The organism is Kitasatospora sp. NPDC101447, from assembly GCF_044767225.1.
Lineage (GTDB): Bacteria > Actinomycetota > Actinomycetes > Streptomycetales > Streptomycetaceae > Kitasatospora.
The window spans coordinates 259,692-284,494 of record NZ_JBIWNL010000002.1; the positions used below are offsets into that span (position 1 = coordinate 259,692).

A 24,803-nucleotide genomic window follows, 5' to 3' on the forward strand; every position below is an offset into this window, starting at 1 on the left:
CCCGGCCGGTCGCCTCCCGGCCCCCACCCCGCAACCGGAAAGGTCACCACCCGTGCGACGCACCAACCGACCCACCGGACTCGCGAGCAGGATCGGCACGGCCGCCGTCTGGACCGTCGTCGCCGCCGACCTGCTGCTGGTCCTGTGGATCCTCCTGACCTCGCTGCGCAGCGGCCCCGACATCCTGCGCCACGGCTTCGGCCTGCCGACCAGCCCGCAGACCTCGAACTACACCACCGCGCTCGACGAGGGCGGCTTCGCGCGGGCGGCCCTCAACAGCGTGTTCACCGCCGGACTCTCCTCCGTCGTCGCCGTGGCCCTCGCCGCCCCCTGCGCGTACGCCCTCGCCCGGCGCCGCTCGCAGACCGCCTCGGCGCTGACGACGGCCTTCGCGATGGGCCTCGGCGTGCCCGGCCAGGTGCTGGTGGTGCCGCTGTTCGTCGGCCTGTCCCGGGTCGGCCTGACCGACAGCGACCTCGGCCTGGGGCTGGTCTACGTCGGCCTGGCGATGCCGTTCACGGTCTTCCTGCTGACCGGCTTCTTCCGCGGCATCCCCGGCGTGCTGGAGGAGGCCGCCGTCCTGGACGGCGCCGGCCCGCTGCGCACCTTCGTCCTGGTGGTGCTCCCGGTCGCCCGCGGCGGGCTGGTCACCGCCTTCCTGCTGCAGTTCGTCACCGCCTGGAACGAGACCCTGTTCGCCCTGGTCCTGACGAACAGCCAGGGGACGGTCACCCTCCCGGTGGCGCTCTCCTCGTTCGTCGCGGCACAGCAGTTCAACGGCCTGGACTTCGGCACCATGTTCGCCGGGGTCTGCATCATCCTCGCCCCGATGATCGCGCTCTTCTCCTGGATGGGCTCGCGGATCATCCAGGGCATGACAGTTGGGATCGGCAAGTGACCTCGACCCTGCGCACCGACCTGCTCCGCATCGTCGGCACCCCCGATCCGGTCGGCGGCACCCTGCCGATCCTGCACGGCCTGCCCCGCCAGACCGGCGCGGGCGCCGGGGTCGACGACGAGATGCGCCGCAACCTGGCGTACGGGGTGCCGGACACCCTGCTCCCGTACACCCGGCAGGGCGGGTACGACCGCGTCCGCGCCGAGCGCGAACTCCCGTGCGTGGTCCTGGAGAACGAGCACCTCACCGCCACCTTCCTGCCCTCCCTCGGCGGGCGGCTGTGGTCGCTGGTCCACCGGCCGGGCGGACGGGAGCTGCTGCACCGCAACCCGATCCTCCAGCCCGCCAACCTCGCCCTGCGGGACGCCTGGCTGGCCGGCGGCGTGGAGTGGAACCTCGGCACCACCGGGCACTGGCCGCTGACCTGCGAGCCGCTGCACGCCGCCCGGGTGACCGCGCCCGACGGCACCCCCGGCCTGCGGATGTACGCCTTCGAGCGGCTGCGGCGCCTGGTCCTGCGGATGGACGCCTGGCTGCCCGCCGGCTCCCCGGTGCTGTACGTCCGCATCGCCGTGCACAACCCCTCGCCGGCCGAGACACCGGTGTACTGGTGGTCCAACATCGCCGTGCCCGAGGACCGGGACGTCCGCGTCCTCGGCCCGGCCGACCACGCCTTCCACTGCGACTACGTCAGCGACCTGCGCCGGGTGCCCTTCCCGCAGGTCGACGGCGCCGACCGCAGCTACCCCGGCCGGGCCCTGCGCGCCGCCGACTACTTCCTCGACCTCCCCGCCGGCCGCCGCCCCTGGATCGCCGCACTGGACCGCGCCGGCACCGGGCTCGTCCAGACCTCCACCGCCCGGCTGCGCGGCCGCAAGCTGTTCTGCTGGGGCACCGGCACCGGCGGCAGGCACTGGCAGGAGTGGCTCTCCGGCCCGGGCACCGGCTACCTGGAGATCCAGGCGGGCCTCGCCCGCACCCAGCTGGAACACCTGCCGATGCCGGCCGGCGCCACCTGGTCCTGGACCGAGGCGTACGGGCTGCTGCAGGTCGATCCCGTTGCGGTGCACGGGAGTTGGGAAGGCGCCCGGCAGGCCGCCGGCGAGGCGCTGGACCGGCTGGTCCCGCCGCTGGAGCTGGAACGGGCCGACGCGTTCGCCGAACGGTTCGGCGAGCCCGAGGAGGTGCTGTCCCCGGGCGACGGCTGGGCCGCGCTGGAGATCGAGGCCGGCGCCCTGCCCGCCTCGCCCCTCCTGCCCTTCGGCGAGCCGACGGCCGCCCAGGAACCCTGGCGCCGACTCCTCGGGACCGGCACGCTCCCGGTCTGCGACCCGCCGGCCGAGCCGGTCACCGGGGCGCAGTGGCGGCTGCTCCTGGAGGACAGCGCCACCGACTGGCACGCGCTGTACCAGCTCGGGCTGCTGCGCCTGGCGGCCGGGGAGCGGGAGTCCGCCCGCGACGCCTTCGAGCGCTCCGTCGCCGCACAGGCCTCGCCCTGGGCGCTGCGCTCGCTCGCCCTCCTCACCCCGGACCCGCAGGAGGCCGCCGACCTCCTGCACTCGGCCCACCGGCTCCGGCCCGAACTGCGGGAGCTGACGATCGAGACACTGGAGTCGCTGCGGCGCGCCGGGCGCCCCGCCGACGCGCTCGCGCTGATCGCGGACCTCTCCCCGGCCGACCGGGCGCACGGGCGGATCCGGCTGGCCGAGGCGGAGGCCGCGCACGCCTCCGGCGACGACGACCTCGTCCGGCGCCTGCTGGCCGAGGGCATCCGGGTCGACACCATGCGCGAGGGCGAGCTCTCCCTGGACAGCCTCTGGCTCGCCGTCCACCCCGGCACGCCGGTGCCGCCGCAGTACGACTTCCGGATGGCCGACGGCTGATCACCCGCCGATCACCGGCTCACCGACGGCCGATCGACGCCCCCTCGGACCACTCTCCCGTTCCGCACCCCCCACAGCAGGGGCGCAACGGTGCGCCCCACCACGGAAGAGGAGCAGCAGTTGTCACCACGACGTACCGGACGGGCCCGGGCCCTCACCGCCACCGTCCTGGCGGCGCTCGGCGCCGCCACCCTGACCGCCGCCCCCGCGGCCGCCGACAGACCCGCCCCCGGCAAACCGGCCCCCGCCACGTACACCGTCTCGATCGGCCGGACCGGCTCCTACGCCTCCCCCGACGACACGCCCGCCAGTGTCTACACCGACAAGGACGGCACGTTCTACTTCCAGCAGTCCCACGCGCTGTACGGCGCGAAGGACTCCCGGCAGTGGGACTTCTACACCGGCGCGGACTTCGACGGCGCCACCAGGTCGGCCGAGATCAGCGACGCCGTCAACCCCGCCGACCCGACCGACCGGAACGACGACACCACCGCGCGCTGCAACAACAGCCCCACCGGCCTGGAGGCCACCGACGCCCCGCAGGGCTCCCGCTACTCCCAGCGGAACTACTGCGACCTGTCGGGAGTCTGGGTCGACCCGGACACCGGCGACTGGTACGGGCTGGTGCACAACGAGTTCACCCCGCAGCCCTTCGGCGACGGTCTGCACTACGACGCGATCGACTACGCCGTCTCCACCGACCAGGGCCGGACCTGGACCATCAGGGACCACGCGATCACCTCCCCCCACAGCACCGCACGGGGTGACACCGCGGCCTTCCCGCAGCAGACCTTCTCCTACGGCGACGGCGACCAGCGGCTGTTCGTGGACACCGCCTCCGGCTACTTCTACGTCTTCTACGGCTCCCGGATCGTCGACAAGGGCGGCAGCTGGGGCGCCTTCCAGGAACACGTCGCGCGGGCCCCGATCTCCGCCAAGATGGCGCCCGGCAGCTGGCGCAAGTGGTACGACGGCGCGTGGTCCCAGCCCGGCGCGGGCGGCCTGGAGAGCGACATGGTGTCCGCCGACGGCTCCCACCCCACCGGCTACCTGCCGCCCGCCGAGGAGTACGACCCGGCCAATCCCGGCACCGTCAGTCAGCAGATCGCCGCCGGCACGCTCGCCCCGAGCACGCCGCTGTTCGTCCTGAACGTCGCCTACGACGCCTACCTGGGCCTCTACCTCGGCACGCCGCAGGCCGTCGACCAGAGCGGAAACGCCCCGCAGCAGATCTACGCCACCAAGGACCTCACCACCCAGAAGTGGACCCTGCTCGGCGACACCGGCGGCTACCACACCGCCTCCTGGTACCGCTGGTTCCTCGACAGCGCCAGCCTGACCGGCTCCACGATCATCGGCAAGACCTTCCGGTCGTACTGCGCCTTCGCCTGCTCCGCCTCGGACGGCGAGTACGCCGAGATCACCGTCGGTTCCACCCGGCCGGCGCCCGCGCCCTTCGACCTCACCAGGACGTACCGGATCGGCAGCGGCGACGGCCGGGTCCTGGCCCAGCGCCGCGGCAGCCCGGCGACCACCTCGCTGGCCGGCCCCACCGGCTCCGCGCTGGAGTCCTGGTCGTTCGCGAGCACCGGCGACGGCTCCTACCGGATCGTCAACGCCGCGACCGGCGGGGCCCTCGGGGTGGACGCGTCGACCGCCGCCGGCCGGGCCTGGGGCGCCGCGCCGACCGTTGGCAGTGGCACCGGCGTCGGACAGCAGTGGTTCATCGTGCCGGCCGGCACCGGCTACCGCCTGGTCAACCGGTACAGCGGCCTGGTCCTCGGCCTCACCGCCGCCGGCACCCCGGCCGAGACCACGCCCGCCCGGTTCTGGACCGACACCACCGGCTCGGCGGTCGGCGGCGGGCGGACCGCGGCCCGGCAGAGCCTCACACTGACCCCGACCGGCAAGGCGGTCGAGACGGTCGTGCTCACCGCCCCCGGCGACCGCGCCGACACCGTGGGCCAGGCCGTCTCGGTGCAGCTCGACGCCACCGACAGCTTCGGCAAGCCGCTCACCTTCACGGCGACCGGCCTGCCCGCCGGGCTCTCCGTCAGCCCCGCCGGTCTGATCACCGGCACCCCGACCGGCCCCGGGACCTCCGCGGTCACCGTCACCGCCGCCTCCGGCACCGCGAGCGCCTCGGCCGGCTTCACCTGGACGGTCGAGCCGGACCTCGGCGGGAACCACACCCTGACCACGGGAGGCAAGGCGCTCGACGACGCCGACAACAGCACCACCGCCGGCAACGCCCTCATCACCTGGACCGCGTCCGGCGCCGCCAACCAGCTCTGGCAGTTCCGCCGGCAGCCCGACGGCAGCTACGAGCTGGTCAACGGGCGCTCGTCGATGTGTGCCGACGTCGACGGCGGGTCCACCGCCGCCGGGGCCCGGATCATTCAGTGGCCGTGCAGCGGCGGCGCCAACCAGCACTGGAAGGTCGGGCGGACGGCCGACGGCTCGTACACCGTCACCTCGGCCCGCAGCGGACTGCTGCTCACCACCGCCTCTACGGCCGACGGCGCCTCGGTGACCCAGCAACCGGACACCGGCTCACCGCTGCAGCGGTGGTCGCTCGCCTGACCCGGGCGCGTCCGCCGTCCGGACGTACCACGGCCGCCCTCCCCGCAGCGGGGAGGGCGGCCGTCGGCGTTGCCAGGGGGCTCGTTCAGGCGGTCCGGACGGTTCGGAAGCGGTCGGCGCCGCGGGCCCAGTGGCCGTGGCGCATGACGGCGACCAGGTCGAAGCTCTCGGAGTCGACGATGACGAGGTCGGCGAGTTTGCCGGTTTCCAGGGAGCCGGTGCGGTGGTCGAGGCCGAGGAGGCGGGCGGGGGTGGCGGACAGCGATTGAACGGCCTGGTTGAGCGTCAGTTTGCCGATGGTGAGGGCTCTTCGGAAGGCCTGGTCGAGGGTGAGGGTGGAGCCGGCGATGGAGCTGCCGTCGGGGAGCATGGCGATGCCGTTGGTGACGCGGACCTGGAGGGGGCCGAGGGGGTAGAGGCCGTCGCCGGTGCCGGCGGCGGCCATGGCGTCGGTGATGAGGGCGACGCGGTGGGGGCCGGCGGTGCGGTGGGCGAGGTCGAGGACGGAGGGGTGGAGGTGCACGCCGTCGTTGATCAGCTCGACGGTGACGCGTTCGTCCTCCAGCAGGGCGACGATCGGGCCGGGGGCGCGGTGGGCGATGGCGGGCATGGCGTTGAAGAGGTGGGTGGCGACGGTGGCGCCGGCGTCGATGGCCTGCAGGGTGGTGGTGTAGTCGGAGTCGGTGTGGCCGATGGCGGCGATGATGCCGAGGTCGGCGAGCATGCGCACGGAGTCGAGGCCGCCGGGGAGTTCGGGGGCGAGGGTGACCATGGTGGCGTGGCCGCGGGCGGCGTCGACGAGTGTGCGGACGAGGGCCGGGTCGGGTTCGCGCAGCAGGTCGGGGCGGTGGGCGCCGCAGCGGCCCGGCGAGATGAAGGGGCCTTCGAAGTGGATGCCGGCCAGGATGTCGTCCTCGACGAGTTCGGAGAGGACGGCGGCCTGGCGGGTGAGGTCGTCGATCTCGCCGGTGACGGTGGAGGCGACGGTGGTGGTGGTGCCGTGGTGGAGGTGGGTTCGGGCGGCGTGCAGGGCTTCCTCGGCGTTGCCGGAGGCGTAGGAGGCGCCGCCGCCGCCGTGGACGTGCAGGTCGACGAAGCCGGGGACGACGGTGTGGCCGGTCAGGTCGAGGTCGCCGGGTTGGGCGGCGCCGCTGGTGACGGCCGTGATGCGGTCGCCCCGGACGGTCAGGCGGCCGTCCTCGACGACACCGCCGGGCAGGACCAGCCGGGCACCGGCCAGGACAGTACGGTCAACGGCCATGCGGAATCCTCCTGGGTTGCCTGGTCAGTCGGCGGCGCCACGCAGCCGTTCGGCGGCGGTCTCCGGGCTCACGTCGGTGACGAAGGCGTCGAGTCCGGACTCCACGCCCGCCAGGTACTTGAGCTTGCCAGGCGCACGCCGGATGGTGAACAGCTCCAGGTGCAGGGCGAGTTCGTCGCCGCCGCCCTTCGGTGCCTGGTGCCAGGCCGAGATGTACGGCGTCCGGTTCGGGGCGGCGCCGTCGGGCGCGGGGAACAGCCGGTCGAAGCGGCGCAGCAGGTCGAGGTACAGGCCGGGGAACTCGGCACGTTCGGCCTCGTCCAGGGCGGTGAGGTCACGGACCCGGCGGTGGGGGTAGAGGTGGACCTCGTACGGCCAGCGGGCGGCGAACGGGACGAAGGCGGTCCAGTGCTCGCCCTGGAGCACCAGCCGCTCGGGGGTGGCCCGTTCGGCGGCGAGCAGGTCCTCGAAGAGGTTCCGTCCGGTGCGCGCGCGGTGCTCCCCGGCACGGAGGATCATCCGGGTGGTGCGGGAGGGGACGAAGGGGAAGGCGTAGATCTGGCCGTGCGGGTGGGCCAGGGTGACACCGATCTCCGCGCCGCGGTTCTCGAAGCAGTACACCTGCCGGACGTCGGGGAGGGCGGACAGCGCGGCCGTACGGTCGGTCCAGGCGTCCAGGACCAGGCGGGCGTCGGCCTCGTCCAGGTCGGCGAAGGAGGCGTCGTGGTCCGGGGCGAAGCAGACCACCTCGCAGCGGCCGGTGCCCGGTCGGAGGGTGTGCAGCGGGTCGTCGTCGTGGGCCTCGACGTGCGCGGCCGAGGCCGGGGAGAGGGAGGGGAAGCGGTTCTCGAAGACCACGACCTGGTAGTCGGCGGCCGGGACCTCGCTGAGCCGTCCGTCCCGGGAGGGGCAGAGCGGGCACTCGCCGGCCGGCGGGTGGTAGGTCCGCTGCTGGCGGTGGGCGGCGACGGTCACCCACTCGCCGAGCACCGGGTCGAGCCGGATCTCGGAGAGGCTCGTGGCGGGTTCCAGCGGGCGTTCGTCCACGGTGTCGCGGGCGGTGCCGGCCGTCCGGTCGTAGTAGAAGAGTTCACGGCCGTCGGCCAACGTGGTCGCGGTCTTGTGCACCGCCGTACTCCTTATGCGTGGGACGTCGGCCCGCCTGTGCCGATCTTCAACAGAATCAAACATATCCGATCGCCTGTCAACAGGCGTTGCCGGGCAGGCGGAGAAGCCGGTGCCCGGGGTGCGCTCGTCAGTGCGTCAAAGCTGCTGGTGTTGACCGTAGGTGGCAATCATGTTTGATTATGTCGAAATAGGCTCCCGCCTGCCGGTGTACGTGCCCGCGGGAGCCGGTACGACACACGCGCGACGCACGGGAGCCGCACAGATGATCGAGCAGGCCGCCACCGACTTCGAGGCCGTTCACGGCGCCCGGCCGACCGGCGTGTGGGCCGCGCCCGGCCGGGTGAACCTGATCGGCGAGCACACCGACTACAACGACGGCTTCGTCCTGCCGATGGCCCTCCCGCACCGCGTCGAGGTCGCCGCCCGCCGCCGCGACGACGGCCGGGTGCGGCTGTACAGCGCCCAGGACGACGGCACGATCGGCGACCTCGCGCTCGACGGCCTGGCCCCCGGCGTGGTCACCGGCTGGGCCGCCTACCCGGCCGGCGTGTTCTGGGCCCTCGCCGAGGCCGGACACGCCGTCGGCGGCGCCGACCTGTCCTTCGCCGGCACCGTGCCGACCGGAGCGGGGCTCTCCTCCTCCGCCGCCCTGGAGTGCGCCACCGCCGTCGCCCTGAACGACCTGTACGGGCTCGGCCTGTCCGCGCCGCAGCTCGCCCTGCTCGCCCAGCGGGCCGAGAACGCCTTCGTCGGCGTGCCCTGCGGCGTGATGGACCAGATGGCCTCCGCGTGCTGCACGGACGGCGCCGCACTGTTCCTGGACACCCGGACGCTGGAGCAGCGGCACGTCCCGCTCGACCTGGAGGCGGCCGGCTTCCGGCTACTGGTGATCGACACCCGGGTCAAGCACGACCTCGGCGACGGCGCCTACGCCGCCCTGCGGGCCGGCTGCGAGCGCGCCGCCGGGCTGCTCGGCCTGGACGCGCTGCGCGACCTCCCGCCCGCGGGCCTCCCCGCCGCGCTGGAGCGCCTCCCCGACGACCTCGCCCGCCTGGTGCGGCACGTGGTCACCGAGAACCGGCGGGTGACCGAGACGATCGAGCACCTGGACGGCGGCCGGATCGCCGCACTGGGGCCGATCCTGACGGCCGGACACGCCTCGCTGCGCGACGACTTCCGGGTCTCCTGCGACGAGACGGACCTCGCGGTCGAGGCCGCCGTGGCCGCCGGCGCGCTGGGGGCCCGGATGACCGGCGGCGGCTTCGGCGGCTCCGTCATCGCCCTGGTCGGGGCGGACGGTGCGGACCGGGTCGCGGAGGCGGTGCGGTCGGCCTTCCGCTCGGCGGGCCACGCCGATCCGGTGGCCTTCACCGCCGTGCCCTCGCCGGGCGCGCGGCGGGTGGCCTGACGGGCTCGGCGGGTGGCCTGATCCGCGGCCGTGCCCTCACCCCCCGGCCGGCACCACCACGAGCTCCCCGACGGTGTCGGCGAGCGCGTTGCGGGCGGCCGCCGGGAGGGCGTCGTCGGTGATGAAGCAGTCGACCTCAGCCAGGGTGGCGAAGCTGCTCAGACCGACGACGCCCCACTTGGTGTGGTCGGCCACCACGACGGTGCGGCGGGCGGAGGCGATCAGCGCCCGGTTGGTCTGGGCCTCCGCCAGGTTGGGCGTGGTGAGCCCGGCGTGCTCGTCGGCGCCGTGCACCCCGAGGATCAGCAGGTCGACGTGGAGGGTGCGGATCGTCTGGTCCGCGAGGGCCCCGACCAGGGCCGCGGAGCGGGTGGGGGCCCCGCCGGTCACCAGCAGCGACGGGACGCCCTCCCGCCCGTCGCTCTCCGCCGCCCACAGCAGGTCCGCGATCCGCAGGGAGTTGGTCACGACCGTCAGCTGCGGGATCTCCAGCAGCCGGGAGGCGACCGCGTAGGTGGTGGTGCCGGCGGAGAGCGCGACCACGCTGCCGGGCTCCACGAGTTGCGCCGCCGCGTCCGCCAGGGCGGCCTTGGTGCTCTCCTCCAGCTCGGACTTGACGTCGAAGCCGGGTTCGTACGTGCTCGCCGTGCCCACCGCGATGGCACCGCCGTGCACCTTCTGGACGGCGCCCTGGCGCACCAGCGCGTCCAGGTCGCGACGGATCGTCATGTCCGACACGCCGAACTGCTCGACCAGCTCGGCGACGCGCACCGCGCCGGCCTTGCGGATGGCCTCCAGGATCAGCGCCTGGCGCTGCGGGGCGAGCAAACTCTGATCAGCCACGGAGGCCCTTTCGATCGAACGGGTGCCTGGTCGCGCCCGCTTCCTGCCGGTGGGCGACCCTGCCACGGTCGTGGACGAACGCGTGCCACCGCTCCGGGCGGGACGGGGGCCGGAGCGTCCGCGGCGACGACCGGGGCGCGTCCGGTCGCGACGTGATCCAGTATCCCAGCCCGCCGGTGCGCCCCGTGTCCCGGCGGCCGCCCCGTGCGGCGGGGCCCCGGGGCCCCGGGGCCCCGGCGCGCCGGCCCGGAGGCACGGAACCGCCGGTGCCACGGGCAGGGGTGGCACCGGCGGTTCCGGTCGCGGTCCGGCCGACCCTCGACGGCCGGCCGCTCGTTCTGTCGCCGGGCCCGGGGGGGGGGGGGGGGGCCCCCCCCCCGGGGCGGGGGGGGGGGGGGCCGGGCCCCCCCCCCCCCCCGGGGGGGGGGGGGGGGCGGCCCCCGCCCGGGGGGGGGGGGGGGCCCCCCCCCCCCCGGGGCCGGGGATCAGGCGGGCAGGCCGACCGCCCGCTCGCGGTTGCGGCGCTGCTGGATGACGACGGCGGCGACCAGCAGGGTGCCCTGGGCGACGTTCTGCCAGAAGGCGTTGATGCCCTGGACGGTGAGGCCGTTCTGCAGCGCGCCGAGCAGCGCGACGGCGAGCAGGGTGCCGCCGATGCTGCCCTTGCCGCCCTTGAGGGCGCAGCCGCCGAGCGCCGCGGCGGTGATCGACTGCAGTTCCAGGCCCTCGCTGCCGGAGACCGGCTGGCCGCTGCCGGTGCGGGCGGTGAGCAGCACGCCCGCCAGGGCCGCGACGGTGCCGGAGAGGGCGTAGGCGGCGATCAGGTACTTGTTGAGGTTGATGCCGGCGAGGCGGGCGGCGGTGTCGTTGCCGCCGATCGCGTAGATGTTGCGGCCGATGTCGGTGTACGTGAGCAGGGCGTGCACGGCGGCGGCGGTGAGGATCAGCAGCCAGACCATGGTGGGCAGGCCGGCGATCTTTCCCCGGCTGAGGAAGACGAAGACCGGGTCGTTGAGCACGTAACCCTGGGCACGGCCGTCCGAGACCAGCTGGGCGACGCCCTTGTACGCGGCGAGGCCGGCCAGGGTGGCGATGGTCGGGTTGACCCGGCCGTAGATGATGACGACGCCGTTGAACAGGCCGATGCCGGCGCCGATGGCGAGCGCGGCGCCGATGCCCAGGTAGGGGTTGCTGCCGGCGGACGTGAAGACCATGGCGCTGGTGACGGAGGCCAGGCCGGCCTGGGAGCCGACCGAGATGTCCAGGCCGCCGCAGATGATCACGACGGTCTGGACGACGGCCAGCAGGCCGGAGATGGTGGCGGCCTCGGCGATGACCTGGATGTTGTCCCAGCCGACGAAGTTGGGGTTGAGCGAGCCGAAGAGGGCGACGACGGCGACGAGGGCGCCGATCAGGCTGAGGTTCTGGCCGCCGATCGCGGCGAGCAGGGCGCGCGGGCCGCCGGACCGGACGGGCACGGCCCCGGCGTCCGGCGCCGGGGCGGTCGGGGGAGTGGCGGTGGTCATGCGCCCACCTCGCTGCGCTCGGCAGGGGCACTTGCCCACGCGCGCCTTTCGATGGTTCGCTCGCTGCGCTCGTTCACTGGGTCTCTCCGGTCTGGGCTGGGGCGGTGGTGGCGAGGTCGTCGGCCATGGCGAGGGCGAGGATGGCCTCCTCCGTCGCCTGGTCACGGCTCAGTTCGCCGGTGGTGCGGCCGTTCTGCATCACCACGACCCGGTCGGCGAGGCCGAGGACCTCGGGCAGTTCGGAGGAGATGACCAGGACGGCGGTGCCCTCGCGGGCGAGGTCGGCGATGATCTGGTAGATCTCGGCCTTGGCGCCGACGTCGACGCCGCGGGTGGGTTCGTCGAGGATCAGCAGGTCGGGTTTGCGGGCGAGCCAGCGCGCGAGCACGACCTTCTGCTGGTTGCCGCCGGACAGGGTGCGGACCTCGGCCTCGATGGAGGGGGCGCGGACCCGCAGCCGGTCGGCGTACTCCTGGGCGAGCTCCTTCTCCTGACGGCGCTTCACGAAACGCCGACGGCTGAGCCGGCGCAGGCTGACCAGCGAGGTGTTGTCGCGGATCGTGCGCTGCAGGAACAGCGCCTGGGCCTTGCGTTCCTCGGGGGCCAGGCCGATGCCGGCGGCGATGGCGGCGCGCGGGTCCTTCAGCCGCAGGACCTCGCCGTTGAGGGCGACCGTGCCGGAGCGGACGGGGGCGTCACCGGCCAGGGCGAGGGCGAGTTCGGAGCGTCCGGCGCCGATCAGCCCGGCCAGCGCGACGACCTCGCCGGCCCGGACCGTGAGGCTGACGCCGTGCACGTCGTCGGTGGTGAGGTCCCGGACGTCCAGGACGACGCGGTCGGTGGCGACCTGTTGCCGGACGAACAGCGAGGAGAGGTCCCGCCCGACCATCAGCCGGACGAGTTCGCCCTCGTCGGTGGCGGCGGCCTCGACCACCCCGGCGACCCGGCCGTCGCGCAGCACGGCGATGCGGTCGGCGAGCCGGAAGATCTCCTTCATCCGGTGGGAGACGTAGACGACCGCGATGCCCTCGTCGCGCAGCCGTCCGATCAGCGCGAACAGGGCCTCGACCTCGTGCTCGGAGAGCGAGGAGGTGGGCTCGTCGAAGGCGATCGCCCGCGGCGGGACGGCACCGGTAAGGGCCCGCATGATCTCGACCAACTGGCGCTGGGCCGCGGTGAGTTCGGAGCCGAGCAGATCGGGGTCGAGGACCTTGTCGAAGCCCAGGCGGGCGAGGTCCGCGGTGATCCGGCGACGCAGCTCGGCGCGGTCCAGCCGGCGCAGCCGGGTGCGGGGCAGCGAGCCGGCGTAGACGTTCTCGGCGACCGCGACGTGCGGGATGATCTCGGGTTCCTGCGGGATGATCCGGATCCCGGCGCGGCGGGCGTCCTGCGGGGAGTGCAGGTCGACGCTGGCGCCGTCCAGCAGGACGTGCCCCCCGGTGGGGCGGTGGTCGCCGGTGAGGATGCGCAGCAGGGTGGACTTCCCGGCGCCGTTCTCGCCCATCAGGGCGGTGACGCGGCCGGGCGGGAAGGTGAGGGTGACGTCCGACAGCGCCTGGACGGAGCCGAAGCGCTTGGACACGCCCTCGGCGCTCAGGCCGGGGGAGCCGCTCGGCGGCGGGAGGGGGGACGGTGCGGGTGTGGTCATCGGGGCCTCGCTGGCAGTGCGGTGCGTACGGTCTGGGGAGCCGGGCGGGCGGTCTCCGGGCGCGGCGCCTGCGGTCGCGCGTACGAATCTCCGGGAGCGGCGCCGGTGGGGCGGGCCGGTGCCCGTCCGCCGCACCGGCGGCTCGACGCGGCGTCAGCTGCAGGACACGCCCGCGGACTGCCAGGTGGTGGCGTCGACCATCTTGGTCGGGGCGAAGGCCTCCTTCGGGAAGTCCTTGCCGTTCTTGAGCTTGTCGAACATGGTCTGCACCGACAGGGCGCCGACGTCCTTGCCGTTGATGAACAGGGCGGCCTTCATGCCGGAGGGCTTGCCGGACGCCCAGTCCTTGCACGCCAGGTAGGCGCCCAGGCCGACGCCGTCGATGTCGTTCGGGCTGATCCCGGCGTTCTGCAGGGCGGTGACGGCGCCCTGCACGTTCTCGTCGTTGCAGCCCCACGTCACCCAGTGCTTGACGCCCGGGTTGGCGGTGATGGTGGCGGCGACCTTGTCCTGCGCGCCGGTCGGGGTGTTGTCGGTCGCGACGTCGATCAGCTGCACGCCGGGCACGGCCTGGTCGAAGGCGGCCTTCGCGGCCTTCACGCGGTCGCCGCAGACGGTGACGTCCTGCTTCCAGGCGGAGATGATCCGGGTGTCGGCGGCGTTCCATCCGGCCTTGGTGAACTCCTCGGCGGCGCGCTTGCCGACCTCACCGCCCATCTGGGCGCCGCTGAACCCGATCCGGGGGACCAGGTCGCCGGCCGCGCACTGCGCCGGGGCGGGGCCGCTGGCGCAGACCTGGTCGTCGGAGGTGAGCAGTGCGGCCTTGGCGTCCCGGGCGGTCTGGACCACCTGCGGGCCGACCGCCGGGTCCGGCACCACGATGATCAGGCCGTTGCTCTTCTGCGCGATCGCGGCCTGCACCTCGCCGACCGTCTTGTTCGCGTCGTTGCCGAGGTTCACCACCTTCAGGTCGGCCCCCAGTTCGGCGGCCTTGGCCTTGGCGCCGGCGGCCTCGTCCACGAAGTACTGCTGGTCGCCCTGCTTCTGCAGGTAGGTGATCGAGACCTTGCCGGACACCGGCGCGACGGGGGCGTCCGCGCTGTTGGAGGACGTCTGTCCGGTGGAGCAGGCGGTCAGTCCGAGCGAGGTGACGAGGCTCAGTGCGGCGATCGAGGCCAGGCGGCCACGGTGGGAGAGGTGCATGGTGGGGGCTCCTGAGGGTGTGGGACCGACCGGCGAGAAGCAACAGAACCGATCAGAAAGCATCGCAATCAAACGCGATGGATCAAAAGAAAGCGCCTGATCTTGATCTGAGTCAAGCTCGCGTTTCCCGCTCCGAGCTATTGAGACCGTCTCGTTATGCCGTGGTACTGGCGCTGGCGGTCGCCGGCTCCGCCCGGCGGCGCGGATCGACGGTCGGCTTCCTGGCCATGCTGCCCAGGAGCGTTGCATTTCATTCGAAGTTGTTGATTGTTGTTGGAAGCTGGGTCTACTGTCCTCCCCGGCGGCTGGCATGCACCCGCCGAAGACCCCCCCCCCCCCCCGGGGGGGGGGGGGGGGGGGCGGCCCCCCCCCCCCCCCCCCCCCCCCCGCCCCCCCCCCCCCCCCGGGGGGCGGCCGGCCCCCCCCGCCTAACGGGGGTCCCCCCCCCGGCGGCGGGGCCCGCCCCCCCCCACGGACCCCCGCCCCACCCCTCGACCAGGAGACGCCCATGGGCCGTCAACACCTGTCATCGGCCTGGCGCACCGCCCTCGGCGCGGCGCTGGTCCTCGCCGCCGCGCTGGGCGGCCCGACCGCGCCGGCGGGCGCCCGGGCCGCCGAGCCGCAGGCCGCCACCGCCGCCCCCACTTCCATCACCATCGACGGCTCCTCGCCGGGCCTCACCTTCGACGGGGTCGGCGCGATCTCCGGCGGCGGCGGCAACTCCCGCCTGCTGGTGGACTACCCGGAGCCCCAGCGCAGCCGGCTGCTCGACTACCTGTTCAAGCCCGGCTACGGTGCCTCGCTGCAGGTGCTGAAGCTGGAGATCGGCGGCGACACCAACTCCACCGACGGCGCCGAGCCGAGCATCGAGCACACCCGTGGCACGGTCGACTGCAACCAGGGCTACGAGTGGTGGCTGGCCGAGCAGGCCAAGGCCCGCAACCCCGACATCAGGTTCTACGGTCTGTCCTGGGGCGCCCCCGGCTGGATCGGCGACACCGGCAGCGGCGGCGACTTCTGGTCCCAGGACAGCGTCGACTACCTGATGGACTGGATGGGCTGCGCCGCCCAGCACCACCTGACCGTCTCCTACCTCGGCGGGTGGAACGAGCGCGGCTTCGACAAGGCCTGGTACGAGAACCTCAGGAGCACGCTCACGGCCCGCGGTTACGGCGCCACCGAGGTCGTCGCCGCCGACGACACCTGGGCCGTGGCCGACGCGATGGCCGCCGACCCGGCGTTCGGGAAGGCCGTCGACGTCGTCGGCGTGCACTACCCCTGCGGGTACCTGAGCGCCTTCACCGAGTGCCCCAGCCCGCCGGCCGCCCGGGCGCTCGGCAAGCCGCTGTGGGCGAGCGAGAACGGCTCCGAGGACGCCGACGCGGGCGCACCGGCGGTGGCGCGCGGGATCAACCGCGGCTACCTCGACGGAAGGATGACCTCGTACATCAACTGGCCGGTCATCGCCGCGCTCTACCCCGACCTGTTCTTCTCCACCGACGGCATGTCGATCGCCGACCAGCCGTGGTCCGGCACCTACAGCATCGGCAGGACGACCTGGGTCACCGCGCACACCACCCAGTTCGCCAAGCCCGGCTGGCACTACGTCGACTCCGCCGGCGGGTACCTCGGCGGCGTCCGCACCAACGGCAGCCACGTCACGCTGAAGAGCACGAACAACCGCGACTACAGCACCGTGATCGAGACGATGGACGCCACCGCCGCCCGGACCGCGAGCTTCACCGTCACCGGCGGCCTGTCCACCGGCACGGTCCACGTGTGGTCCACCGACCTCAGGTCGACCGATCCGGCGGACTGGTTCGTCCACCAGCAGGACGTCACCCCGGCCCACGGCTCGTACACCCTCACCCTGCAGCCCGGCCGGGTCTACACCGTGACCACCACCACCGGCCAGGGCAAGGGCACCGCCACCCCGCCGCCCGCCGCGCCGATGAAGCTGCCCTACGCCGACGGCTTCGAGACGCCGGCCACGACCACCTCGCCGAAGTACTTCGCGGACATGAACGGCGCCTTCCGGACCGTCGCCTGCGGCGGTGGCCGCACCGGCACCTGCCTGCGCCAGATGGCCCCGACCACGCCGATCCGCTGGACGGACGAGTCCTACGACGCGCCGTACACGATGATGGGCGACGGGGGCTGGTCCAACTACACCGTCACCGCCGACACGATGTTCGAGCAGTCGAGCACGGTCGAACTCCTCGGCCGGGTCAACCAGCAGGGCCGCAACAACAACGGCCTGAACGCCTACCACCTGCGGGTGAGCGACACCGGCGCGTGGTCCATCGACAAGAGCGACACCGGCTGGCACTTCACCACCCTCGCGAGCGGCACCACCACGGCCCTCGGCACCGGCCGCTGGCACACCGTCGCGCTGACCCTGGACGACGCGACCCTCACCGCGAGCATCGACGGCACCGCCGTGGGCAGCGCGAACGACGCGAGCTACACCAACGGCCGGGCCGGACTCGGCGTGACGGGCTACCAGACCGACCAGTTCGACGACTTCGCCCTCACCCCCGGCACCCCGACCACCCACACCGGGCCGCTCGCCTCCGCCCTCCCGGGCACCTGCGCCCGCCCCACCGGCGGCACCAGCGGCGCCGCCGTGCAGCTCTGGGCCTGCGACGGCAGCGCCGAGCAGGTGTGGACCCGTACGAACGGCACCCTCACCCACGACGGCAAGTGCCTCGACGTGACCGGCGCCGCCACTGCCAACGGCAGCGCGGTCGAGCTGTGGGACTGCCACGGCGGCGCCAACCAGCAGTGGTCGCCGCAGCCGGACGGCACCCTGAGGAGCGCCCAGTCCGGCCGCTGCCTCGACGATCCGGCGGCGGCCACCGCGGACGGCACCCCGCTGGAGATCTGGGACTGCAACGGCGGAGCCAACCAGCGCTGGACCCTGCCGTAGCCTCCGGCCCGCCCCACTCCGGACGCCTGCCGGCCCCGCGCGGAAACCCCGCCGGGGCCGGGCAGTTCGACTGCGCCGGTGACCGCGGCGCCGAGGGCGTGGGTGACCGCGCTCAAAGTTGTCTGGTCAAGTTTGGTAGGCGTTCTTCCAGTGGACAGCGCCGGCCGGTACTTATGTCCCGCTCATGGCGAACAGCCATGGCACCCACCCTCACCAACGGGACGAGGTACCCCCCATGAGACTGCGCTTGAGCTCCCTCGGCGGGCTGCTCGCCGCCCTCCCCCTGGTCGGCGCACTGGTCGTCGTCACCCCCGCCACCGCCGGGGCCACGGGCGGCAGCGGCAACCTGATCGTCAACGGCGACGCGGAGGCCGGCGGCTACTGCACCGGCGACTGGAGCGCGGCCGCCACCGTCCCCGGCTGGACCGTCCAGGCCGGCGGCCTCGACGTCATGTGCCACTCGGTCGCGTCCTTCGGCCTGCCGAACGACGGCCGGACGCCCGGCAAGGCCTTCTTCGGGCCGGGCAACTTCGGCGACGGCTCGATGTCGCAGACCGTCGACGTCTCCTCGGCCGCCACGGCGATCGACGGCGGCGGCGTGCACTTCAACCTCGCCGGCTGGCTGGGCGGTTGGACCGTCAACAGCGGCTACGTCGCCGTCAGCCTGCACTTCCAGGACGCCGCCGGCCGCCCGCTCGGCGCCACCGCCAAGCTGCCGACCGTCTCCGCGACCGACCGCGGCCTGAGCACCCAGTTCCTCTCCCGCAGCGCCACCGGAGCGGTCCCGGCCGGCACCCGGTCGATCCAGGTCGAGGCGCAGTTCCTCTCCACCTCCAGCGAGAGCGGCTACCTGGACAACCTCTCGCTCACCCTCGACACCCCGGTCACCCCGCCCGCGCCGCTCGGCCCGCCCGCGTCCGCCGTACCGGGCTACGACCACGTGTTCGTCGTCATGATGGAGAACACCGACTACACCCAGGTCATGAACGACCCGGCGGACACGCCGTTCATGCACACCCTGATGTCCCAGGGCGCCACCCTCACCGACTCCCACGGCGTCTACCACCCCAGCGACGAGAACTACCTGGCCATCGCGGGCGGCGACACCTACGCCAAGGGCGCCACCTACTTCCCCAACATCAACTCCCCCCAGCGCAACCTCGGCGACACCATCGAGGAGGCCGGCAAGACCTGGAAGGCCTACGAGCAGGGCATGGGCACCCCCTGCAACACCGGCAAGAGCAGCGACAGCTACTACGAGCCCGACGACGCGCCGTTCATCAACTACACCGACATCAGCGGCAACCCGGCCCGCTGCGCGGCGCACCTCTTCGACACCACGCAGCTCACCACCGACCTGCAGTCCACGGCCACCACGCCGAACTTCTCCTGGATCGCCGCCGACGACTACTACGACGGCGAGGCCTCCGGCAACGGCAGCGCCACCAGCCTGAAGGTGCAGGACGGCTGGCTGCAGCAGACCCTCGCCCCGGTGCTGTCCTCCCCGGCCTGGACCCAGCAGCGCTCGCTGCTGCTGCTCACCTGGGACGAGAGCCACGCCGAGGCGTACAACCACCTCGTCACCGTCGCCGTCGGCTCGCAGGGCACCGTCCCGGCCGGGACCAGCAGCCCGCTGCACTACGACCACTACAGCGTCGGCCGCACCATCGACCAGGCCCTCGGCCTGCCGGGCCTGACGGCCAACGACACCTACGCGACGCCGCTCAACGCCGCCTTCGCGCCGTCCCGGGCGACCGCGCCGACGCTGACCGGCGACCTGAACGCGGTGGCCGGCGGCGGCAACGTCACCCTGCGCTACGCGCTGCCGAACGCCTCCCAGGCCGGTGCGAAGAACTGGGTCGGCTTCTACCCGGCGGGCGTGACCCCGGGCTCGCGGTCCTCGCTGACCTGGTCCTACGCGCCGAACCAGAGCGGCGCGGTCACCTTCGCCACGGGCAAGCTGGGCGGTGCCGGCGCGTACGACGCGTACTTCCTGGCCAACGACGGCTACTCGGTGCTGGCCGGCCCCTTCCGGGTGACCGTCGGCTGACGCCGCGCCCGGTGCGGCGGGTCGGGGCGACCCCGCCGCACCGGGCATCCGGCCGCGTCCCCGGCGGGCGCGCAGGTCCCGGTGACCGCGGCCGTCGTCCGGGTGCTCAGGCGGCGGCGAGGCCGAACCTGGCGCGGTGCGAGGCGGGGACCAGGTCGGTGTACTCCGGGTGCTTGGTGATCCAGCCGCGGATGAACGGGCAGTAGGGCAGGACGGAGAGCTTCTGCTCGCGTGCCGCGTCCAGGGCGGCGCGCGCCAGCGTGCCGCCCAGCCCCCGGCCCCCGAACCGGGGGTCGATCTCGGTGTGGATGAAGGCGATCTCGTCGCCGGAGCGGTGGTACTCGGCGAAGCCCGCGAGGTCACCGTCGTCGTGGATCTCGAACCGCGACATCTCGGCGTTGTCGACGACGGACTGCTCCATGGTTCCTCCTCCTGGGTGCGGCCCGATCGGGCCGACGAGAAGTACTGTAGTTGAAGAATCAACATTCGTCGACGGGGGTCACCGACCCGGGTGCGGCCGGATGCTCCGACGGGTGTCAGAAGGCGACGATGCCCTCGCCGCCGACGCCGCGGGGGACGACCTGGGAGCCGATCGGCGTGAGGGACCCGTCGTCGCCGATCGCGAACTCGTCGAGGATGCCGTCGACGCCGGTCTGGACGTAGAGGAAGTGCCCGTTCGAGGAGACCGCGGCGTCGACGGTGCCGGGATCGGTGGGCGTGTTGCCCAGCGCGGTCAGCCGGCGGCCGTGGTCGGCGGTGCGGAAGCCGCTGAGGGTCGAGCTGCCCGCGTTGGAGGCGTAGAGCAGGTCGCGGACGGCGACGATCCAGCAGGTGGCGGACTGGTTCGTGGGTGCGAACGCCTCCTGCGTCGCGGTGCCGTCGCGATGGACCGTGAAGGTGGCGACGGCGTTGGTCCCGGCCTCGGCCAGGAACAGGCCGTGCCCGCCGTTCGGGACGAAGGCGAAGGGCACCGCCCCGGGCAGGGTCGTCGTGACGGGCGTGTCGGCGGGGGTGCCGGAGCGGTCGAGGTTGAAGACCAGCAGGCTGCTGCCGTTCGCCTTGGTGGTGACCACGAGCTGGGAGCCCTCGCCGGTGAAGCCCACCTGCCCCGGGGTGTTGGTGAACTGCGGAGTGGCGTTCGGGTCGAGCCCCAGCGGACGGTTCCGGTCGGCCCGCGCCTCCAGTCGGCGGTCGTGGACGGTGTAGCCCTGGATCGAGCCGCCGTCCAGGGCGTTGAGGACGTAGACGGCGTCGTCGTGCACCGCGACGCTCACCGGGAACCGGCCGCCGGAGCCGACGACCTGGCGCAGGGCGAGGCGGTCGCCGTCCACCGAGAACACCGAGACGGTGTCGCTGCCGGCGTTCACCGCGTACAGCAGGGCGTGGCCCGGGTCGTAGGTGAGGGAGCCCTGCGAGGCCAGGTGGTCGGCGACCGAGCCGTCCAGCACCCCGCCGAGGCCGTGGGTGTCGTAGGTCCCGGCCGGGGTGAGCTGCCCGTCCTCCGCCCGCCGGTAGGCGACGACCTGATTGCCCGCCGGGTCGTCGGTCTGGACGAACACGGCGTGGTTCCCGCCGCGCGGGTGTCCGGCGCCGCCGTGCGTCGCGGCGGCCGCGGACGGGGCGCAGACGGCTGCCGCCGCGAGCGCGGTCGCGAGGGCGACGGCGAGCCGAGTGGTCTTCTGCATGGGGTTCTGCCTTCCAGGGGTCCGTAATCGATCCCGGCCCGGGGCTGGGTGCCCGGCCGGAGTCGGGGCGACGGGGGCGAGGGTCGTGGCGGGTGCCTGCGAGGGGCCCGTCACATCGCCCCGCGATACGGTATGTGACGTTTTGTCCGAAACCGCCGAGGCCGACGGTGTCGGTCCCGGCCGCCCCGGCGCGGCCGGGGATGCGGAGCGAAGCGGCGTACGTGTCGCTCGGGGGCGCGTGCGCCGGGGTGCAGCACAGTGGGGGGACGACGGCGCCGAGGGACAGCGAGCAGCGATGGGAATCCGGGTCGGATGCGGCGGAAGCACGCGGTGTCATGAGTGACACCGCCTGGACCGGCGCGGCGGTGGCCGGTGTCGTGGCCGTCTACGCGCTCGGGTCGGCGCGGCTGGCTCGGTCGCCGGTGTCCGCCGCGATGGTGTTCGTCGGCTGCGGGATCCTGATCGGACCGGTCGGCCTCGACCTGGTGAGCCTGGCGCACGACGCCGGGCCGCTGCTCGCGCTCCTGGAGGCCGCCCTCACCCTGGTGCTGTTCACCGACGCCACGTCGGTGCGCCTCGGGGACCTGCGCACCGGCGGAGCGCTGCCGGGCCGGCTCCTCGGGATCGGCCTGCTGCTCAGCATCGGGGCGGGCTGGCTGCTGGCCTGGCCGCTCCTACCGGGGCTGACGGCCTGGGAGCTGGCGCTCGTCGGTGCGATCCTCGCCCCCACCGACGCCGCGCTCGGCGCGAGCGCCATCTCCGACCCGCGGGTGCCGCGACTGGTCCGTCAGACGCTGAACGTGGAGAGCGGACTGAACGACGGCATGGTGCTGCCCTTCTTCGTCCTCTTCCTGGCCGGCGTCCCGGGCACCTCCTACGCGGAGGAGGGCGTGGGCGGGACGTTCTGGCGCGCGCTCCTGCTCAGCACCGCGTTCGGCCTGGCCCTCGGCTGGGGCGGCGGTCGGCTCCTGCGGTGGGCGGCGGCGCGCGGCTGGGTCACGGGCGAGTGGCGCCAGATCTACGTCCTCGCGGTGGCCTTCGCCCCGTACTCGCTCTCCGTGGTCACGCACGGGAGCGGTTTCATCGCCGCGTGGGTGGCCGGTTTCGCGTTCGCGCAGGGGCTGGGGACGGGCCGGCCCGCCGGGGCCGAAGCACCTGCCGCCGGGCCCGCCGTGGACGACGGGCACACGACCGACCTGGCGGAGTACCTGGGCGGCCTGCTGGCCGTGCTGAGCCTGCTGTTCTTCGGCGCGGTGCTGCTCGGCCCGGCGTTGGAGCACCTCAGCTGGCGGATCGTCGGCTACGCCGTGCTCAGCCTCACCGTGGTGCGGATGGTGCCGGTGGCCCTCGCCCTCCTCGGCAGCGGGCTGCGGCCGCCCACGGTGCTCTACATCGGCTGGTTCGGGCCGCGCGGCCTCGCCTCGATCGTGCTCGGGCTCCTCGTCGCCGAGGAGCACATCACCGCGGTGGCGACGATCGGGCGGGTGGTCGCGGTCACCGTCGGCCTGAGTGTGCTGCTCCACGGCGTGTCCGCGGTGTGGGCCGCGGGCCGGTACGGCGGGTGGTACCGGCGGGCCGCCGGCGCACTGCCGGGGTTGCGGGAGAGCGCGAGCGTACCGGCCGTGCGACGGCGTCGCAGGATCACCCTGGTCCACCGGCCGGACAACTGAGCGCCACCTTTCCACGGCGTCACCATGCTCACGACGAGCTGACCCGGAGTGCTCCCGTCATCACAGGTCACAGGGCACGTCCTGGTGGTCGGGACGTCCGCGGTCGGTTGCCGCCCGGCCGATGCAGCTCCGAAGCCTCAGCACAAGATGCACACATCCCCTTCTTCGGGCGGCCCTGATGCTCTAGATTGACCGTGCTTCGCGAGTTTGGGCACGAGTGGACAAATGGTGATCTACGGGTCCGGCCCTGCGGACGGCCAGCCGCCGTGCCCCGGCGCCGGACGTGGGGGTGATCGATTCTTGGAGCCCGTGAGGGCGCTTGGCGTGCCGGGAGCAACCGTCGACGGGTCCCCGCGCGCATCGAGAGGCGGGCGGGACGTACGGGTCCGCTGCCGCCGGGGTGGGATGTTCACGTAGCGCTGCAACAACCGGTTTTGCCATGTCGCGGGGAGGCGGGGGCGTCCTTGCGGAAGGAACAGCGCGGCGCGGGAGGCGGTGCCTCCCGGGGGAGGAACAGTGCGGGAGGCGCATGCGCCTCCCGGGGGGAGGAACCGTGTGGAGCGAACACGTCGAACCCACTGGTGACCTGGAAAACGCTGTGGAGGAGGGGGAGTTAGCCGACTCGTTCCGGTCGGCCCGGGGGCGCCCGGGGAACGGGGCGATCAAGCGGCCCGCGCGGCACTGGGAGCAGCGGTACCGCCGGACCGTGATCGTCAGTGACACCGTGGCCACCGCCTTCGTCGTGGCGGCGATCGGGGGCTTCTTCGGGGTCCGCGACGCGGCCAACTGGCACGAGAAGTGGGGGATCCTGGCCTTCGGCACCGAGCTGCTGGTGCTGGGCGCGCTGACGGTGACCCGCTCCTGGGCGCCGGCCGTGCTCGGCCAGGGTGCCGAGGAGTTCCGCCGGCTCGGACGCTCGCTGTTCACGGCGGCCGTCGTCCTGGCCCTCGGCGGGATCGCCCTCAGCTCGCACAACATCAGGCTCTGGATCTTCGTCGCCATCCCGGCGATCACGCTCGTCACCATGACCGAGCGGTACCTGCTGCGCCTTCGGCTGCACAAGCAGCGCAACGAGGGACTGTGCCTGCGCCCGGTGCTCGCCGCCGGGAGCGTGGCCACCGTGCGCGACCTGATCGCCCGGACCCGCAAGTTCCCGCACCTCGGCTGGCGGGTGGAGGCGGTGTGCACGCCGGACGGCCTCGGGCCCGACGGTGACCGGCTGGACGGCGTGCCGGTCGTCGGGCGGCTGACGGACGTCGCCAACCACGTCCGCCGCGACGGCTACCGGGTCGTCGCGATCACACCGGACCCGCACTGGTCGCCGGAACGGCTGCAGCGGCTGGCCTGGAACCTCGAAGGCAGCGACGCCGAGATGGTCGTGGCGCCGGTGCTGATGGAGGTGGCCGGCCCGCGGCTGCACGTCGACGCGGTGCTCGGGATCCCGATGCTGCGGGTCAGCATGCCGGCCTTCACCGGGGGGCACCGGGTGGTCAAGGAGGTCGTCGACCGGCTGGGCGCCGCCGTCCTGCTGGTCCTGCTGGCGCCGCTGATGCTGTTCGTCGGGCTGCTGGTGCTCGCGGACAGCCGGGGCGGGGCGTTCTACCGCCAGCACCGGGTCGGCAAGGACGGCCGCGAGTTCACCATCGTCAAGTTCCGCACCATGGTCGTCGGCGCCGACCGGGCGCGGGCCGGGCTGGTCGACCGCAACGAGGGCGCCGGCCTGCTGTTCAAGCTCCGCCGGGACCCTCGGGTGACCAGGGTCGGAGGAGTGCTGCGCCGGTACTCGCTCGACGAGCTCCCGCAGCTCGTCAACGTGCTCACCGGCTCGATGTCGCTCGTCGGCCCGCGGCCGCCGCTGCCGGAGGAGTCCGCGGCGTACGGCCCGGAGATCCGGCGGCGGCTGCTCGTCAAGCCCGGGCTCACCGGCCTGTGGCAGATCAGCGGACGCAGCGACCTGCCGTGGGAGGAGGCGGTGCGGCTGGACCTGCGGTACGTGGAGGACTGGTCGCTCGCCCTGGACACGGTGATCTTGTGGAAGACGCTGCGGGCCGTGCTCCAGGGGCAGGGGGCCTACTGATGGGTGGGGGG

General features: G+C 73.5%; 16 protein-coding genes. 8 read left to right on the forward strand and 8 right to left on the reverse strand.

Annotated features, from left to right (window positions below; genetic code table 11):
• The first annotated feature begins 52 nt into the window (after window positions 1-52).
• From ACIRST_RS03710 to ACIRST_RS03720, 3 genes are all read left to right on the forward strand, one after another.
• Window positions 53-898: a carbohydrate ABC transporter permease gene (locus ACIRST_RS03710; RefSeq protein ID WP_402799698.1), complete on the forward strand. Its 846-nt coding sequence runs from the start codon at window positions 53-55 to the stop codon at window positions 896-898.
• Window positions 895-2,781 (forward strand): DUF5107 domain-containing protein, encoded by a 1,887-nt coding sequence (locus tag ACIRST_RS03715; RefSeq protein WP_402799701.1) that lies wholly within the window; start codon window positions 895-897, stop codon window positions 2,779-2,781. Before ACIRST_RS03710 ends, ACIRST_RS03715 begins: the two co-directional genes overlap by 4 nt.
• 120 nt (window positions 2,782-2,901) lie before the next feature.
• A complete protein-coding gene (locus ACIRST_RS03720; protein WP_402799703.1) occupies window positions 2,902-5,364 on the forward strand; it encodes an RICIN domain-containing protein in 2,463 nt (820 codons plus the stop codon).
• An 85-nt stretch (window positions 5,365-5,449) separates the two neighbouring features.
• On the opposite strand, the gene nagA is transcribed toward ACIRST_RS03720, so the two are convergent.
• Window positions 5,450-6,625 carry an N-acetylglucosamine-6-phosphate deacetylase gene (gene nagA, locus ACIRST_RS03725; RefSeq protein ID WP_402799705.1) on the reverse strand — a complete coding sequence of 392 codons (1,176 nt, stop codon included), beginning with the start codon at window positions 6,623-6,625 and terminating at the stop codon, window positions 5,450-5,452.
• A gap of 24 nt (window positions 6,626-6,649) precedes the next feature.
• Window positions 6,650-7,753, reverse strand: a complete 1,104-nt coding sequence (gene galT / locus ACIRST_RS03730) for a galactose-1-phosphate uridylyltransferase (RefSeq protein WP_402799708.1) — start codon at window positions 7,751-7,753, stop codon at window positions 6,650-6,652.
• A gap of 262 nt (window positions 7,754-8,015) precedes the next feature.
• On the opposite strand from galT, the gene galK reads away from it, so the two are divergent.
• Entirely contained in the window at window positions 8,016-9,161 is a 1,146-nt protein-coding gene (gene galK / locus ACIRST_RS03735; RefSeq protein WP_402799711.1) for a galactokinase, read from the forward strand.
• Window positions 9,162-9,197: 36 nt separating this feature from the next.
• Here the strand turns inward: galK and ACIRST_RS03740 are convergent, their stop codons facing one another.
• From ACIRST_RS03740 to ACIRST_RS03755, 4 genes are all read right to left on the reverse strand, one after another.
• Window positions 9,198-10,004: a DeoR/GlpR family DNA-binding transcription regulator gene (locus ACIRST_RS03740; RefSeq protein WP_350526807.1), complete on the reverse strand. Its 807-nt coding sequence runs from the start codon at window positions 10,002-10,004 to the stop codon at window positions 9,198-9,200.
• 485 nt (window positions 10,005-10,489) lie between these two features.
• The gene (locus tag ACIRST_RS03745; RefSeq protein ID WP_350526808.1) at window positions 10,490-11,530 is read right to left on the reverse strand and encodes an ABC transporter permease; all 1,041 of its coding nucleotides are present in this window, start codon (window positions 11,528-11,530) and stop codon (window positions 10,490-10,492) included.
• A gap of 73 nt (window positions 11,531-11,603) precedes the next feature.
• Window positions 11,604-13,178: a sugar ABC transporter ATP-binding protein gene (locus ACIRST_RS03750; RefSeq protein ID WP_402799715.1), complete on the reverse strand. Its 1,575-nt coding sequence runs from the start codon at window positions 13,176-13,178 to the stop codon at window positions 11,604-11,606.
• A 153-nt stretch (window positions 13,179-13,331) separates the two neighbouring features.
• The gene (locus tag ACIRST_RS03755) at window positions 13,332-14,381 is read right to left on the reverse strand and encodes a substrate-binding domain-containing protein (RefSeq protein ID WP_350526810.1); all 1,050 of its coding nucleotides are present in this window, start codon (window positions 14,379-14,381) and stop codon (window positions 13,332-13,334) included.
• Between the two features lie 508 nt (window positions 14,382-14,889).
• Here ACIRST_RS03755 and ACIRST_RS03760 point away from each other — a divergent pair.
• Window positions 14,890-17,310, forward strand: a complete 2,421-nt coding sequence (locus ACIRST_RS03760) for a ricin-type beta-trefoil lectin domain protein (protein ID WP_402799717.1) — start codon at window positions 14,890-14,892, stop codon at window positions 17,308-17,310.
• A gap of 235 nt (window positions 17,311-17,545) precedes the next feature.
• Entirely contained in the window at window positions 17,546-19,360 is a 1,815-nt protein-coding gene (locus ACIRST_RS03765) for an alkaline phosphatase family protein (RefSeq protein WP_402799720.1), read from the forward strand.
• Between the two features lie 106 nt (window positions 19,361-19,466).
• Here the strand turns inward: ACIRST_RS03765 and ACIRST_RS03770 are convergent, their stop codons facing one another.
• Complete coding sequence (locus tag ACIRST_RS03770) at window positions 19,467-19,781, reverse strand: GNAT family N-acetyltransferase (RefSeq protein ID WP_402799722.1); 315 nt, start codon at window positions 19,779-19,781, stop codon at window positions 19,467-19,469.
• A gap of 115 nt (window positions 19,782-19,896) precedes the next feature.
• On the reverse strand, window positions 19,897-21,045 hold the full coding sequence (locus ACIRST_RS03775) for a lactonase family protein (RefSeq protein ID WP_402799725.1): 1,149 nt from the start codon (window positions 21,043-21,045) through the stop codon (window positions 19,897-19,899).
• A gap of 335 nt (window positions 21,046-21,380) precedes the next feature.
• On the opposite strand from ACIRST_RS03775, the gene ACIRST_RS03780 reads away from it, so the two are divergent.
• Complete coding sequence (locus tag ACIRST_RS03780) at window positions 21,381-22,715, forward strand: cation:proton antiporter (RefSeq protein WP_402799727.1); 1,335 nt, start codon at window positions 21,381-21,383, stop codon at window positions 22,713-22,715.
• A 598-nt stretch (window positions 22,716-23,313) separates the two neighbouring features.
• Window positions 23,314-24,792, forward strand: coding sequence for a sugar transferase (locus ACIRST_RS03785; protein WP_402799729.1), 1,479 nt, complete (start codon window positions 23,314-23,316; stop codon window positions 24,790-24,792).
• Window positions 24,793-24,803: the final 11 nt, after the last annotated feature.

What these genes read in the sequence shown, in the direction of transcription:
- ACIRST_RS03755 (WP_350526810.1), bottom strand. Translation starts at nt 14,381, where the DNA reads ATGCACCTCTCCCACCGTGGCCGCCTGGCCTCGATCGCCGCACTGAGC.
- nagA (WP_402799705.1), bottom strand. Translation starts at nt 6,625, where the DNA reads ATGGCCGTTGACCGTACTGTCCTGGCCGGTGCCCGGCTGGTCCTGCCC.
- ACIRST_RS03780 (WP_402799727.1), top strand. Translation starts at nt 21,381, where the DNA reads ATGAGTGACACCGCCTGGACCGGCGCGGCGGTGGCCGGTGTCGTGGCC.
- ACIRST_RS03765 (WP_402799720.1), top strand. Translation starts at nt 17,546, where the DNA reads ATGAGACTGCGCTTGAGCTCCCTCGGCGGGCTGCTCGCCGCCCTCCCC.
- ACIRST_RS03760 (WP_402799717.1), top strand. Translation starts at nt 14,890, where the DNA reads ATGGGCCGTCAACACCTGTCATCGGCCTGGCGCACCGCCCTCGGCGCG.
- ACIRST_RS03770 (WP_402799722.1), bottom strand. Translation starts at nt 19,781, where the DNA reads ATGGAGCAGTCCGTCGTCGACAACGCCGAGATGTCGCGGTTCGAGATC.
- galK (WP_402799711.1), top strand. Translation starts at nt 8,016, where the DNA reads ATGATCGAGCAGGCCGCCACCGACTTCGAGGCCGTTCACGGCGCCCGG.
- ACIRST_RS03775 (WP_402799725.1), bottom strand. Translation starts at nt 21,045, where the DNA reads ATGCAGAAGACCACTCGGCTCGCCGTCGCCCTCGCGACCGCGCTCGCG.
- ACIRST_RS03750 (WP_402799715.1), bottom strand. Translation starts at nt 13,178, where the DNA reads ATGACCACACCCGCACCGTCCCCCCTCCCGCCGCCGAGCGGCTCCCCC.
- ACIRST_RS03745 (WP_350526808.1), bottom strand. Translation starts at nt 11,530, where the DNA reads ATGACCACCGCCACTCCCCCGACCGCCCCGGCGCCGGACGCCGGGGCC.